Annotated in this window: 10 protein-coding genes; 7 read left to right on the forward strand and 3 right to left on the reverse strand. The window is 46.7% G+C overall.

The features are described 5' to 3' along the window. Positions 1 to 263: 263 nt before the first annotated feature. From ACLHR0_RS00740 to ACLHR0_RS00750, 3 genes are all read left to right on the forward strand, one after another. A complete protein-coding gene (locus ACLHR0_RS00740; protein ID WP_429061114.1) occupies positions 264 to 3,341 on the forward strand; it encodes a tetratricopeptide repeat protein in 3,078 nt (1,025 codons plus the stop codon). Between the two features lie 40 nt (positions 3,342 to 3,381). Then, on the forward strand, positions 3,382 to 5,031 hold the full coding sequence (locus ACLHR0_RS00745; RefSeq protein WP_436484256.1) for a hypothetical protein: 1,650 nt from the start codon (positions 3,382 to 3,384) through the stop codon (positions 5,029 to 5,031). 230 nt (positions 5,032 to 5,261) lie between these two features. Continuing rightward, positions 5,262 to 6,200 carry a hypothetical protein gene (locus ACLHR0_RS00750; protein WP_436484257.1) on the forward strand — a complete coding sequence of 313 codons (939 nt, stop codon included), beginning with the start codon at positions 5,262 to 5,264 and terminating at the stop codon, positions 6,198 to 6,200. 3 nt (positions 6,201 to 6,203) lie between these two features. Here the strand turns inward: ACLHR0_RS00750 and ACLHR0_RS00755 are convergent, their stop codons facing one another. Together ACLHR0_RS00755 and ACLHR0_RS00760 are read right to left on the reverse strand one after the other, a co-directional pair. Next, a complete protein-coding gene (locus ACLHR0_RS00755) occupies positions 6,204 to 7,103 on the reverse strand; it encodes an SDR family oxidoreductase (RefSeq protein WP_370913490.1) in 900 nt (299 codons plus the stop codon). Between the two features lie 106 nt (positions 7,104 to 7,209). Beyond that, a complete protein-coding gene (locus ACLHR0_RS00760) occupies positions 7,210 to 9,303 on the reverse strand; it encodes a prolyl oligopeptidase family serine peptidase (protein ID WP_436484258.1) in 2,094 nt (697 codons plus the stop codon). A gap of 171 nt (positions 9,304 to 9,474) precedes the next feature. On the opposite strand from ACLHR0_RS00760, the gene pfkA reads away from it, so the two are divergent. From pfkA to ACLHR0_RS00780, 4 genes are all read left to right on the forward strand, one after another. Beyond that, positions 9,475 to 10,455, forward strand: coding sequence for a 6-phosphofructokinase (gene pfkA / locus ACLHR0_RS00765; protein WP_370913492.1), 981 nt, complete (start codon positions 9,475 to 9,477; stop codon positions 10,453 to 10,455). 12 nt (positions 10,456 to 10,467) lie between these two features. Then, entirely contained in the window at positions 10,468 to 11,955 is a 1,488-nt protein-coding gene (pyk, locus tag ACLHR0_RS00770) for a pyruvate kinase (protein ID WP_429045772.1), read from the forward strand. Between the two features lie 109 nt (positions 11,956 to 12,064). Then, positions 12,065 to 12,634: a TetR/AcrR family transcriptional regulator gene (locus ACLHR0_RS00775; RefSeq protein ID WP_436484259.1), complete on the forward strand. Its 570-nt coding sequence runs from the start codon at positions 12,065 to 12,067 to the stop codon at positions 12,632 to 12,634. A 214-nt stretch (positions 12,635 to 12,848) separates the two neighbouring features. Further along, positions 12,849 to 14,255, forward strand: coding sequence for an MFS transporter (locus ACLHR0_RS00780; RefSeq protein ID WP_436484260.1), 1,407 nt, complete (start codon positions 12,849 to 12,851; stop codon positions 14,253 to 14,255). Here the strand turns inward: ACLHR0_RS00780 and ACLHR0_RS00785 are convergent. Then, positions 14,245 to 15,420: an MFS transporter gene (locus ACLHR0_RS00785; protein ID WP_370913496.1), complete on the reverse strand. Its 1,176-nt coding sequence runs from the start codon at positions 15,418 to 15,420 to the stop codon at positions 14,245 to 14,247. The genes ACLHR0_RS00780 and ACLHR0_RS00785 overlap by 11 nt on opposite strands. Between the last annotated feature and the right edge of the window lie 145 nt (positions 15,421 to 15,565).

Below are 15,565 nucleotides of genomic sequence, written 5' to 3' on the forward strand. Positions count from 1 at the left end.
TATTTTCCGCAAGATAAATGAATAGCTTTTGCCTTGCTACCGGAGTTATCCACATTGTTAGAAACACAATCGGAAAGGAAAAGATATAACTTTTATATTTGCTGATACCACCTGGTTCGTTTCTCATCATGAACGCCGGCGGCACTCAGGCATCAAAGAAACGGACTACCAGGGTCAGGCCACGACAGAGTACTTCCCCGGCTGGAAAATATTTCCTCCCGGGATTCGTTTTAAACGCATATTCAAGAAATAACAGCTATAGCATGCAATTTATAAGAAGAGTTTTTGTTCCCGGACATCTGTACATATCACTCCTGGCCTTTACGGGTACAGGTTTGATAGGGCTGCCTGCCGCACAGGCACAGCAAACACGCATTTATACAGATCCGGAAAAAGTGTTCAAGGACGCCCAGCAATATTTCCAGCAGGAAAAATATGCCGTGTCCATGCAGCTTTTCAAGCAAACCCTTGATAACATCGACTATTTCCACGAAACCAACCGAGACCTGGTTAAAACAGATGCGTACTACTATTATACCATCTGCGCACTGAAACTGCAACAGGACAATGCGGAAAAACAGGCGCAGGAATTCCTGAAACTGGCCAATAACAATGCCCGGGAAGAACTGGTGAGCTATCAACTGGCAAAATATTATTTCCGTCAGAATAAACTCAAAGAGGCCATTCCCCTCTACGAGAAAGCCAATATCGAAAACCTCTCCAACGCAGAAATTGCAGAAGCAAAATTTGAACTGGCCTATTGCTATTTTAATTTAAAAGATTTTAAAAAGGCACAGCCCCTGTTTGCCTCCATCAAAGAAGTACCGGGCAAATACAGCATTCCTGCTAATTATTACTATGGTTTCATCAGCTACTATAACCACCAGTATGCAGAAGCACTCAATAGTTTCCAGAAAGTAGTGAACGAACCGAAATACAGCAACGTAGTGCCTTATTACATCGCTGAAATTTATTACTTCCAGGGAAAAACAGATCAGCTGATCGCCTACACCGAGCCACTGCTGAGGCAAGGCGGACAATACTACGAAGCAGAGCTGAAACAGTTACTCGGTAAAGCCTACTTCGAAAAAAAGAACTATCCGAAAGCATTGCCCTACCTGCAGGATTTCCAGGATAATGCAGATGACGTGAGAAACGAAGATATCTACCAGTTATCATACGCTTATTACCAGACGAATAACCTCTCAAAAGCGATCGCCGGATTTAAACAACTGAGCAGCTCCAAAGATTCACTTGGACAAAATTCCATGTACCTCCTGGGCGACTGCTACCTCCGCACCGGTCAGAAAGCCAATGCACGCAATGCTTTTGCCTTTTGCGCCAACAACAGCTCCAACGCACAGCAACAGGAAATTTCCAGGTTCAACTACGGTAAATTATCGTACGAACTGGGCTACCCCGATGCGGCGCTCAGCGAACTCACACAGTTTGTAAAAACATACCCGCAATCTGCTTATAACAAAGAAGCCCGGGAAATACTCGTTAATCTTTTCATGAACAGCAATAACTACAAAGACGGTTTAGCGACCATTGAATCGATTCGCGATAAAAACCCCACGGTGCTGAAAGCTTACCAGAAAGTAGCCTACGGCCGCGCCACTCAGCTGATCAACGACCAGCAACTGGCAGAAGCCGACCGCCTGCTGGATGTGGCCATCAGCAACCCCTACGATCCACAGATCAAACAACTCGCCCATTTCTGGAAAGCAGAAATTGCCCTTCGTCAGAATAAAACAGACCAGGCGGTTACTAACCTGAACGCCTATCTGAATAATACGGCCCCGGTGTCCGGTGAAGCTAACGCACAAACCGCCAGCTACAACCTGGGATACAGCCTCCTGAAACAGGACAAATTCACGGAAGCACTGCCTTACTTTGAATCCGCCCAGCGCACCAGCGGCCCTAACGCAGAACGCATTGCCACCGACGCCGCCCTACGCAGCGCCGATTGTTATTATATGCTTCGCCAGTTCCCGAAGGCACTGGCGCTGTACGACCGCATCATCAGCAACAACGCTCCCGGCGCTGATTACGCCACCTACCAAAAAGCCGTGATCCTCGGCCTACAGGGCAAGCAAGGCGAGAAACTTGCACTGCTCAAACAACTGGGTAACAAGTTTCCATCGTCCGGCTTTAATAACGAAACAGATATTGAGATAGCCAATACCTATCTCTCGGAAGAAAAATATACAGAAGCCATTCCTTTCCTGGAAAATGTTTTACAGAAACAACCCAACGGACCGAATGCACCACGCGCACTCCTGAAACTGGGTTTGAGCTACTACAATAAAGATAACGACAGTAAAGCGCTGGCCTATTACCGCCAGGTAGTGGAGAAATTCCCTAACTCGCCGGAATCCAATGAAGCCCTGCAAAGTATGAAGTCGATTTATGTTAGCCAGGGCAAAACCGACGACTACCTCGCCTTCCTGAAAGCCAGCGGCAGAACCGTTACCGCTTCTGCTGAAGACTCCCTGGCCTATGCTGCTGCTGAAGCCCGCTTCACCAGCAACGATTGTACAGGCGCCACCAGCGGCTTCAACAACTATATCCAGAAATATCCGAACGGACAATTTATCCTGCCGGCCTACTTCTATAAAGCAGAATGCGCTTATAACAGCAAAGACTATACGAGCGCATTGCCTGCCTACGAATTTGTATTATCCCGCAACAACAGTTTATATGCAGAAAGATCTGCGCTACAGGCGGCTAACATCAATTTCTACCAGGTAAAAAATTACGATAAGGCAAGAGGCTACTACCTGCAACTGCAGGACCTCGCTACCAGCAAAGAAAACAGTCTTACTGCCACCAGGGGACTACTTCGCAGCAACTACCAGCTGAAACGTTGGGACGAAGTAACCAACTATTCAGAAATGTTACTGGCTGCCGCCAATATCAGCACGGATGATCAGATCATCGCTCACTTCTATCATGGTAAAGCATTGCAGCAGGCAAAAGATTATGCCGCCGCCCTGTCGGAGTTCAAAACAGTTGCCGGCATGACCAAATCTGAAACAGGCGCCGAAGCCCGCTACAACATTGCGGATTGCTACCTGCAACAGAATGAACTGGATGCTGCTGAAAAAGCCGGTTTTGATGTGATTAAAAATACGCCGTCCTATGAATACTGGGTGGCTAAATCATATATCCTGCTGGGAGATGTATACGCCCGCCAACAGGATTATTTCAATGCAAAAGCTACTTACCAGAGCATCGTTACCAACAGCTCTATTCCTGAGCTGAAACAGGAAGCGAAAGATAAACTGGCCAAAGCGGAAGCAGAAGAAAAAGCAGCCGGTAAAAAACCGAAGAAATAATCACCCGGATTCTGGAATCTGACATTAAGCGCAACAAAGCATGAACATTCAAGCAATATATAACAAACGAACTTTTATCATATCAGCACTGGGGCTGACGGGAATGCTGTTTTCACAGAAAGCAGCCGCGCAGGAGGTATTGAAACAGGAAACGATTGATATCATTTCCACCAACCAACCCAAACTGCGCGACGCCTACAAACTCAATCTCACAGCTTCTTTGCCGGGTATCGATACCACTCGTCCTTCCATGAAGTACGAGATACCGGCGCTGAACCTGAACTTTATGTACCAGGCCATGCCGCTCAAACCGTTGGCACTGGGTAAAGATTCATTGTCGTACCTGCAGAACAACTTCGTGAAACTCGGATATGGCAATTATAAAACACCCTATGTGCAGGCTGGCTTCGGCAGCGGCCGGCAGGATATGTACAACTACGGTTTGTACGTAAACTACACCGGCTCCAAAGGCAAGGAAATTCCTGACCAGGATTATAGTAACCTCAATGTACTGGCTGCGGGCACCTACCTGTTGTCAAAGTTCCGGTTCGACGGAAGCATCGGGTACGACCGTAATACCGTTCACTACTATGGCTATGGTCACGATACGGCCAGCTATAAAAAGAAGGATATCGAGCAAACGTTTAACCAGATCACCGCTTCGGTAGGCATGCAGAACAGGCCGCAAAACGACTGGGCATTTACCTTCCAGCCAAAAGTGAAGTTTATTCTTTTCAACGACTCCTACAAGCGTACAGAAAATACCTTCCAGCTGAATGTACCCGTACGTAAGCAGGTGTTTGAAGATATCTACATAAAAGTAGAAGGTGTATTTGATCTTTCTACCTATAAAGAAGATAACAACCGCGCCATCAACAACAACATCGCTTCTATCCACCCTGCGGTGGATATCATGAAACCGGGGTTTGTGCTGCATGCCGGCGTAAATCCAACGTGGAGCAACGGCGAGTTTTACCTGCTGCCCGACATCGTGAATGAGTCGCACCTGATCCGTAAAAAACTGATCCTGAGCAGTGGATGGATTTCCTATTTTGAAAAGAATTCCTATCGCAACCTCGCCAATAAAAATCCGTTCCTCGCCGGCTTACCGGGAGAAATGATGAATACCCGTGTAGAAGAAAAATATACCGGTATCAAAGGTACGCTGGGCAGCCATTTCAACTATAACACTAAATTCGCTTCTGTTACCTGGTACAATATGCCGCTGTTTGTAAACGACAGCGCCGATACCAAGAAATTCACCACCCGTAACGAAGCCCAGCTGCGCGCTTTCCAGCTGCATGGTGAAGTAGGCTATATTGAAGAAGAAAAATTCCAGGCCCGCGTAAGCTTCGACTGGTATAATTATAACAAACAGGAAACGGAAGTGCAACCATGGCACCTGCCCGCTTTCCAGGGCGATTTGTTTGCACAATACACCATCGCCAAAAAATTACACCTGAATGCCGACCTCTTTGCATTGAGCGGCAGCTATTACCTGCTCCCCAACAAAGACTTTGGCAAAACCAAAGGCGCATGGGACCTGAATGCAGGCGCATCCTATGATATCAGCAAAAATTTCGGACTGTGGGTGAATGCAAATAACCTGTTCAATACGCACTACCAGCGGTATTATCTTTACCCTACTTATGGGTTCAATATTGTGGGTGGTGTGATGATTAAGTTTTAACTTTATACGCGGATTTTGTCTTGCTCAGGATTACGTTGATTATATTGATTACCAGGATTTGAACTTTTTTGATTTTATAAAGGATTTTCGAAGATATAAGTGGATATACTCGCATATATCCCCAAAAATCAAAAAAAATCAAAAAAGTTCAAATCCTGGTAATCAGTATAATCAGCGTAATCAGCGAGAAAGACAAAATCCGCAGCATTATTCACTAAAAATTGCTCCACTTGATACTTCAGCAATATATCCAGGAAGTGCTGTTTAAACAGCGGATTTGTGTAGTACCACAGCTGGGAACATTTTCTGTACAACATTTTCCGGCGCATTATAACGACCACGCCCAAACGCTTACGGCGCCACGTGAGCAGGTGATGTTTACCCAACAATGGCAGGACGACGGTTCCTGTGTGGAATGGATAGCCCTTAAGGAAAACCTGGTGCCGGCAGTAGCACAGCGGAAGCTGGAAAAATACCTGGAAGAGCTGAAAGCAGAACTTCAATCCGGGAAGCCACTGGTATTACCGGGTATTGGTCAGTTGCAGGGCGACTTTACCGGCAACATTCACTTCCATGCAGAGGAGCTGCCGGTAGAAAAAGAAACACTGGATATTAAGCCGATAGAACGCACAACAGATAGCCGCTCTGCGCCGGCATTTGTTCCACCGCCACCTATAGAGGCGCTGGAGCCTGTTATGACAGAAGAGGTAGAAGACACGTTAGAAGCCGTAACAGAAGAAAGTGGTTTTAAATGGTGGTGGGCAGCTATTCCCATTGCCGCTATTGTAATTGGATTAGCCGCCTGGTGGTATTTATCGGGTGTTTCAAAACCAGTAGCTGAATCCGAAACTCCCGCTGATACGGAAGTCAACGCGCAACAGCTCGCCGCCGCTGCTGCGGATTCCATACAAAAGGTCCTGGCCGACTCCACAGCAAAAGCTGCGATTACGCCCATTACCTATTATGCAGTGGTGGAAAGATACAAAGACAGCAGCATCGCTGTAAAAAAACAAAAGCAACAACTCGCGTGGGGAAAAACGCTGGTTCTTTATAAAAGGGACAGCATGTACAGAACTGCGGTGGAATTGCGCTCACTGGCAGCAGATACCACCGTGCAAAGGGATAGCATCCGCAAAATATTTGGCAATAAAGTATTTCTTGAATTTTAGCTGTTACGCTTTTATTTCAGCGGCTACAATTTCCAGCCCCTCCGCAAAAGTACGGGGCTGATAACCCAGTTCTTTGGCTGCCTTATCTATTATCAGCCCGGTTTTGGCAGGACGGGCCGCCGGTTGTGCCAGTGTTTTGGCACTGATTTTTTCTACGAGGGAAGTATCCAGTTTAAAGTATTCAGCCGTTTGAATGGCCATATCATAGGGAGTGAGAATTTCATTTCCGGAGATGTTGAAGAAACCGTTTGCTTTCTTATCTGCAATCAGCAAACAACCCTTCGCCAGGTCGTGGCATAAGGTAGGTGTACGCCATTGGTCATCCACCACTTTCACTTTTTTACCCTGCTGCAAATTATTTTTTACCCAGGTAATCATATTATTGCGATGCGGGTCTGCTACCACGCCATACACCAGTACAGTGCGGACAATGGCCCACTTCAGTTTGCTATTGATCACCAGTCGCTCTGCAGCTACTTTACTGGTACCATAATAATTAATAGGATTTACGGTAGCGTCTTCACTGTAAGGTCCCTGTAAGCCATCGAATACAAAATCGGTAGACAGGAAAATGAAGAAGGCGTTGCAACTTTCTGCCGCGTGTACCAGGTAACGGGTGGCTCCTACATTGGTATCCCAGCAGGCATCTTTATTTTTTTCGCAGTCATCTACCTGCGACATGGCGCCGCCATGAATAATGATATCCGGCTGATGTTTTTCCACCAGCTGCTTTACGCTGCCGGCATCGCGGAGGTTCACCGCCTCATAAGTGTATTTATCCCGCAGGGGGAAACGATTAGGGCCTCTGCCTGTGGCTATCACATCATATTTTCCATCTTGCAGAAAAAGCGGGATCAGATGTTGTCCCAATAATCCGTTACTACCAGTTATAAGTACCTTCATAAAGCCATGTTCAATACGCTATTTCTAAAGATAAGAAAAAAAAGCTTTTAGCTGTTCACCAAAATGAGGCATTTCGATAACAGCTAAAAGCTAATCACCCGCAACTTTACTTGTGCATGCCCAGGTTATACATGGTGAACGCCCAGATATCAGCGGCTTCATCAATCATCTTGGAAGTGGGTTTGCCGGCTCCGTGACCTGCCTGTGTTTCAATACGGATCAGGGTCGGGTTTGGCCCGGCGTTGTCTGCCTGCAGTGTAGCTGCAAACTTAAACGAATGCGCCGGTACCACACGGTCGTCGTGATCCGCAGTGGTGATCAGTGTAGCCGGGTAAGCGGTACCTGGCTTCAGGTTATGCAACGGTGAATATTTCAGCAGGTATTTAAACTGTTCTGCATGATCGCTGCTACCGTATTCCACTGCCCAGGCCCAACCTATGGTAAATTTCTGAAAGCGCAGCATGTCCATTACGCCTACAGCGGGCAGTGCCACCTTAAACAGTTCCGGACGCTGCGTCATACAGGCGCCTACCAGTAAACCACCGTTGGAACCGCCGCGGATCGCTATCTTGCCGGGATTGGTGTATTTCGCTTTCACCAGGTATTCAGCTGCACCGATAAAATCGTTGAATACATTTTGTTTCTTTTCCATCATACCTGCTTTGTGCCAGGCTTCACCGTATTCGCTGCCACCTCTCAGTGATACTACGGCGTATATGCCTCCCTGTTCCATGAAGTATAGGTTGGAAACGCTGAAAGAGGGCGTCATGGCAATATTAAATCCGCCGTAGCCATAGAGCAACACGGGGTTATTACCATTCAGCCGGATCCCTTTCTTGTAGGAAAGGAATATGGGAACACTTTCTCCATCGGCACTTTTAAAGAATACCTGTTTGGTTTCGTATTCCGCAGGGTTGAATTTTACTTCTGCCTTATTATATAAGGTAGAAACGCCGGTAGCCACATCATATTTATATACAGCAGGCGGCGTAACAAAGGAAGTATAAGTATAAAAGAATTCCTTGTCTTCTTTCTTGCTGCCAAATCCACCAGCGGTTCCGAGGCCAGGCAGTTTCACTTCATGTTCCAGCTTACCTTTATAATCATACTGGTAAACCCTGGTAGAAGCGTCTTTCAGATAGGAAAGGAATAATTTGCCGCCGGCAAGGCCCACTCCCTGGAGGGCTTCTTTCTTTTCCGGAACAATTACTTTCCAGTTGGCTTCCCCTGGATTGGCGGGGTCTATCAGCACAATTTTATAGTTGGGTGCGTTATGATTGGTGCGCACCAGCAATTTATCCCCATCGTTATCTATTACGTCTGGTTCGTTAGCGAAGCCTTTTACCAGCAGGGTGAATTCTTTTTGTGCGGGGTTTTGCAGGTCGCGGTACCAGAGTTCCCGGCCGGAAGTACCTTCCGAGGTAGAGAGGATCAGGAAACGCTCATCTTCTGTTACGTCTACGCCGGCGTTGCGCAGCGGGTGTTCTTTATCCACATGGATCAATTCATCCTTCTCCTGCGGATCGCCCAGGCGGTGGTAGTATACTTTCTGGAATTCATTCTTTTGGGATAGTTTGTTTTGTTCATCGGGTTTGTCGTAGCGGCTGTAATAGAAGCCATCACCTTTCCACGACAGGCCACTGAACTTTACCCATTCCAGTTTATCCGGCAGGAGCTGCCGTGTTTCCACGTTTATCACATAACCTTCCTGCCAGTCGGATCCTGCTTTGGAAAGCAGGTAGGCAAAATATTTCCCGTCTTTTGAAAACGACATGCTGCCCAGTGCGGTAGTACCGGCTGCTGACAGTTTGTTGGGATCCAGGAAAACTTCCGGGGTACCGCCTAAAGTGGCAGAACGGTAAAGAACGGACTGGTTCTGCAGACCATCATTTTTAAAGAAGTAATAATAGTTACCGTGTTTAGCGGGGGCGCCGTTTTTGGGGTAATTCCACAATTCTTCCAGTCTTTTGCGGATTTCTGCGCGGAAAGGGATGTTGGAGAGATAGTTTTCTGTTACCTTATTCTGGGCGTCCACCCATGCTTTTGTTTCGGGGCTGTGATCGTCTTCCAGCCACCGGTAAGGATCTGCGATCGGGGTACCGTGATAGTTATCTATGGTATCCACTTTTTTGGATTCGGGATAAGTAATCGTTTGCTGCTGCTGCGCTATTGCCTGCCCGGCGATTAAACTTACGCTCATAAAGATCCACCTCCTATTATTTTTTTTCGACATGCGTAATATTTTTTAAAAAATTTATCTACTTTGTTTGATGGAAATTAAAAATTTAGGTTATTTCATCAGATAACAGTTAGAAAACAATTGCAAAATGTTATTTTTGTGCGCCTTTAAGATATTTTTTTAGCAATTTATATGAAAAAACTGAACAACATTGCAGTCCTTACATCGGGGGGAGATGCTCCCGGGATGAACGCCGCCGTTCGTGCCGTTGTAAGAACGGGCATTTATCATCAGCTGAATGTGTATGGCATTATGTACGGCTATAGGGGAATGTTGAAGAACGAGATCTTCCCAATGGAGTCAAAATCCGTTGCCAACATTATTCAGCGCGGAGGCACCATATTGAAGACCGCCCGGTGCAAAGAGTTCTATGAATATGAAGGGCGAAAAATGGCTTATGAAAATCTGAAAAAACACAACATTGACGGGCTGGTAGTAATTGGTGGAGACGGCTCGTTTAATGGTGCGCAAAAGTTCAGCCAGGAATTTGATATTCCGTGTATAGGCTTGCCTGGTACTATTGACAAGGACATTGCAGGAACTGATTCTACGATTGGATTTGATACAGCTGTGAATACAGCGGTGGAAGCTATCGACAAAATCAGGGACACTGCCGATGCGCATGACCGTTTGTTTGTAATCGAGGTAATGGGCCGTGATGCCGGTTATATTGCGTTACACAGCGGCATTTCCACTGGTGCGGAGCACATATTGCTGCCTGAGCGCAAAACCGAAGTAAATGACATTATTGAAGAACTGCAGGCGAACGAACGCCGCAGAAAACTGGTTAACCTGATCGTTGTAGCCGAAGGCGATGAAACCGGCGGCGCTACTGAAGTTGGTCGTATCATTAAAGAAAGGTGCCCACAACTGGATACCCGGGTTAGTATCCTCGGACACATCCAGCGTGGCGGCGCTCCCACCTGCACAGATCGTATTCTGGCCAGCCGTCTGGGCTATGCAGCCGTAGATGCCCTTCTCGAAGGCATCCACAATGTAATGGTCGGTGTTGTCAACGACAAGATCCATTACACTCCTCTTGATAAAGCTGTAAAAGCCAAACAGGAAATTGACCCCGAATGGTTTAAGATTGTTAAAATTCTTGCGAGTTAAAAAATTAGACTTATGAGTACAAAGGATCTTTCGAAATACTATCACAAGCAGATGGATAACGCTGCGGGTAGAGAACACTCTTCGCACAAAACAAAAATCGTGGCTACTGTAGGCCCGGCATGCGATACCTATGAAGGCCTGCTGACACTGGTAAAGGCCGGCGTTAACGTTTTCCGCCTCAACTTTTCACACGGCTCGCACGAAGATAAACTGCGGATTATTGAATACATCCGCCAGATCAATAAAACAGAACCTTACACCGTAGCCATACTGGCCGATTTACAGGGACCAAAACTTCGTGTGGGTGAAATCGAAAACAATGCACTCCCGCTGAAGAAAGGTGATATCCTCACTTTCGTAAACGAAAAGCTGGTGGGCAACATGGAAAAAATTTACGTTTCCTACCCTGACCTGTACAAAGATCTTAGAGTTGGCCAGAAAATTCTGCTGGACGACGGCAAAATCGAGACAATTGTAAAAGAAATTACTGCCAGCGGTGAAATCAAAGCGGAAGTATCCCTGCCAGGTGTACTGTCTTCCAAAAAAGGCTTTAACCTCCCGGATACCAAAATCTCCCTCCCTGCGCTGACAGATAAAGATATTATTGACCTGGAATTCATCATCGACCACGAATGCGACTGGGTAGCGCTCTCCTTTGTAAGAAGCGTAAAAGACCTGGCCGTATTACGCAAACGCCTGGAGGCACGTAATTCTAAAATGAAGGTGATCTCTAAAATTGAGAAGCCTGAAGCGATACAGAACCTGAAAGAAATTATCTGGGAAAGTGATGGCGTGATGATTGCCCGTGGTGATCTCGGTGTGGAACTGCCGGTAGAGCAGATCCCGATGATCCAGAAAGATATCATCCGCAAGTGTATTCACCGTGCAAAACCCGTAATTGTGGCTACACAAATGATGGAAAGCATGATGGATCGCACCCGTCCGAACCGTAGTGAAATCACCGACGTAGCCAACGCAGTACTGGAAGGTGCTGATGCGGTAATGCTGAGCGGCGAAACTGCTACCGGTATGTTCCCGGAACTGGTTATCCAAACCATGAATAAAATTATCCAGGAAGTGGAAAAAGAAGCGATCATTTACAACCGTAACCTGATCCCTCATCGCCACTCTCCTACCTTCCTCAGCGATGCACTGTGCTATAACGCCTGTAAAATTGCGGAAGACCTGGACGCTGATGCCCTCATTGGTATGACCCAGAGCGGTTACACCGGCTTTATGCTGAGTAGCTACCGCCCACGCAGCCCGCTCTACATCTTCACCAAAGAAAGGTCGCTGGTAAACCAGCTGAGCCTGAGCTGGGGTGTACGCGCCTTCTACTACGAAGAAGAAGAAAGCCTGGATGATATCGTATTCGATCAGATCAATATCCTGAAAGAAAGAGGATTCATCAAATCAGGAGATGTAGCCGTTAACACCGGTAGCACCCCTGTCAAAGAACACCTGCCCACAAACATGCTGAAGATCACGAAAGTGGACTAATTGCTATAAGGATTTAGTAAGCGGCGGAGAGGAAGTTCCTTTTCGCCGCTTTTTTGTCAATAATATATACAGACTTGTCTGTTTAATAAATTTAGCCTAATATTGCCTTATGAAAGAACAAGGCGCAAAAGAAAGAATCTTAAATACAGCCAGCGAATTGTTTTACAAGCAAGGCTACCAGGCAACCGGTATTAACCAGATCATAGAAGAAGCGGGGATTGCCAAAGCAAGCCTGTACCAGCACTTTCCATCCAAGGAAGCTTTGCTGACGGAATATCTACTGCGAACCCGGACCTACAACCACGCCGAGCGGATGGCTTATATTGACCAGCTTGCGCCTGGCAGGGAAAAGCTCATGGGCCTGTTCGAATACCGCCGCCGCCACATGGAAAAAAACAATTTCAGGGGTTGCGCCTTTGTCCGCATCGCCTATGAACTGCCAGGATTGAATGAGGACGCACTTTTACAGGTACGGACGCATACCCAAACGCTGAAAACATTTATCGCCGAACAATTACAAATCATAAAACACCCTTACCCCGCAGCGGAACTTGAAGAAATGACCGGCATGCTGTTGAATCTGTATGAAGGCGCGGGGCTTCAGGGCTATATCCAACGGTCCGCAAAACCGGTAGAAGACACGAAGAAAGTGGTTGCCAGGTTGCTGGATACACTTTGAAGCTGATAGATTGAGGAATTGCGACCAAAGGGAAACACATCTTTATAAATACCGGCGAATGCCGGATAAACAAAACTAAATACCAGCAACACTGCCGGAATATCACCAGCAAGGCTGGTAAAAAGTGCCGTAAAACATTAAAGTTTTCGCGGCGTATTTCCATCAATTATTTAGTGCATCCAATAACGTTATCTATTATAAAAAATTTACTCTCATGAAAACAGACCAGTCTGTATATATTAAACCAACCACTGTCAATCCATGGATATCGCTGGCAATTATCCTGCTGGCGCCACTTATCACTGTGATCGATGTATTTATTGTAAACATCAGCACACCGGCCATTAAAGCGTATTTCCATAGTTCCGACGCAGCACTGGAACTGGTGATTGCCAGCTATCTCCTGGGTTACGCCGTGTTTCTCATCACCGGCAGCCGCACAGGTGATTACCTGGGCAAAAAGAAAGTGTTTATATCCGGGCTCGCCGCATTCACCCTCACCTCGGCCATGTGCGGCTTTGCCACTTCCATGGAAATGTTGATTGTGTCCAGGCTGTTACAAGGCGTGGCAGCAGCCTTCACCGTACCGCAAACCATCACGCTGATACAACTGAACTTCCAGTCGCCCGCAGACCGTGATAAAGCCTATGGCCTCTATGGCATGGCCCTCGGCACCGGCGCTACCCTGGGGCAGTTCCTCGGCGGCTACTTCATTACCTCGCACCTGATCACCGACAGCTGGCGGCTGATCTTCCTCGTCAATCTCCCGTTTGGTATTGTAGCGATGCTGCTGGCCTGGTTCTTTGTGCAGGAATCCGGTCAAAACAAAAGCACCCGGTTTGATATACCAGGCATCATCCTGCTCACCTTAGCCTTATCTCTCCTGATATATCCTGTTATACAGGGTGCAGAACTTGGCTGGCCTGCCTGGACTATCACCATGCTGGCAGGTGCATTCATATTATTAGGCGTATTCGTGTGGTATCAACACTGGCTGGGAAAACGGCAACGCGATCCGTTAGTACCGCTGGAACTCTTTCGTATCCGGAGTTTTAACACCGGTGTCATCAGCGTATTATTCTTCTTTGGTGTAAACACCGCTTATATTTTTATTGTAGCCATCTACTTTCAGAATGGATTTCATATGTCGCCTTTTACAGCGGGGAATTATTTCGTCATGCAAACCATTCCTTTCCTGCTGGCTTCTTTGTGGTCAATTAAAAATGCAGCACGATACGGTATCCGCCTGCTACAGTTTGCGTGTATACTAATGATCCTCTCTTTTATCTTACAATTAGTTTTATTTCAGGGAGATGTAGTAACACCTTACGATATCATGCCGTGTTTAATTATTTATGGCAGCGGATCTGGTTTGCTGATGCCATCATTATTAAAAGTGGCGATGTGGGATATGCCGCCGGCTAAAGCAGGAGCCGCCAGCGGCGTGTATTCTACGGTACAGCAGTTCGCCTCTGCACTGGGTGTAAGCATGCTTGGAGGTATTTTTCTCTACCTCGCACGGCACTCCGGCAATTTTTATCTCGCTTATAAAATTGCGTTGTTCTGCATGATGGGTTATTTAGTAATAGTGATGATCGTGCTAAACCGGGTTAAGCGGTAACTGCTCTTTTTGTTTTCTTATAAGTACCCAGGTAAATAACCAGGGCAGCGGTAATCAGCGCAGTACCGGCCACGCATATACCATTCCATTGTGCAAAAGACCATACCCATAGCCCGATGCCGGAGCCAAGTGAAGTGCCAATAAAACTGGTAGTCATAAACACCGTATTCAAACGGTTCCTTGCTTCCGGCAATAATGTGTAGATGCGGGTTTGGTTGGATACATGGATACCCTGTAAACCAAGATCAATAGCGATGATCCCAACGATGATACCTATAATATTGGCTTTAAAAACATAAAAGAGAAAATAACCGAGGAACAAAAAGATGATACCATAACCAATGGCAATGCGCGGATTCTTTTTATCTGCAATGCGTCCCACCAGTGGGGCGCCTAAAGCGCCGGCAGCCGCAGCAAGTCCCATCAACCCGATTTGTTCACTGGTATATTTAAAAGGCGCATCAGACAATAAAAATACCACGGTTGTCCAGAACATGCCAAACATAGCGAAACAACAGGCATTGATAGCCGAAGCTTCTCTTAATAAAGGCTGTTCTTTGATCAGCGTAAGCAATGATTTCATCAGGTCGCCGTAGCTTCCTTTGAAATTTGGTTTACTGGATGGAAAAGATGTAATCATGATCACCGCCAGCAAAGCGCTGATACACGCGGCTATCCAGAACATGGCACGCCATCCGAAATGATGTCCTACTACACCGCTGAGGGTGCGGGATAATAAGATGCCGACGAGTAAGCCACTCATAATAGTACCAATCACTTTCCCCCGGCTTGCAGGATCAGAAAGGCCTGCTGCCAGTGGCAATATCAGCTGCGGCACTACCGAAGTAAAACCAATCAGCAAACCGGTAATTTTCAGCATAGTGATATTTACCGACTCTGCAGCCGCCACCAGGGCCACTACCGCAGCCAGTGTCATCACCACTATCTGCCGCTTGCGCTCTAGTTTGTCACCCAACGGCACACAAAATAACAGGCCCAGCGCGTAGCCCACCTGCGTAAAAAATGTGACCTGTCCGGCATTACTTTCCGATACGCCAAATTCGTTGCTCATCAACACCAGCAAAGGCTGGCTGTAATAAATATTGGCAACGATCAACCCCGTGCAAAGGGCCATTATCATGATATTCCACCTGCTAAGCGCCATAAAATTGTACTGTTTTTTCCGGGAGATGCAAAGATAGCCTTTTCGTGTTTAGTAGTTGCCCTTTAGCTTTTAAGACGGGCTTTTAACGGAAAAAGGTAAATTTGTCGGACTATTCACTAACAGCTAAATGCTAACCGCTAAAAGC

Source organism: Chitinophaga sp. ARDCPP14 (assembly GCF_051362515.1).
In the GTDB taxonomy this organism is placed as follows: domain Bacteria; phylum Bacteroidota; class Bacteroidia; order Chitinophagales; family Chitinophagaceae; genus Chitinophaga.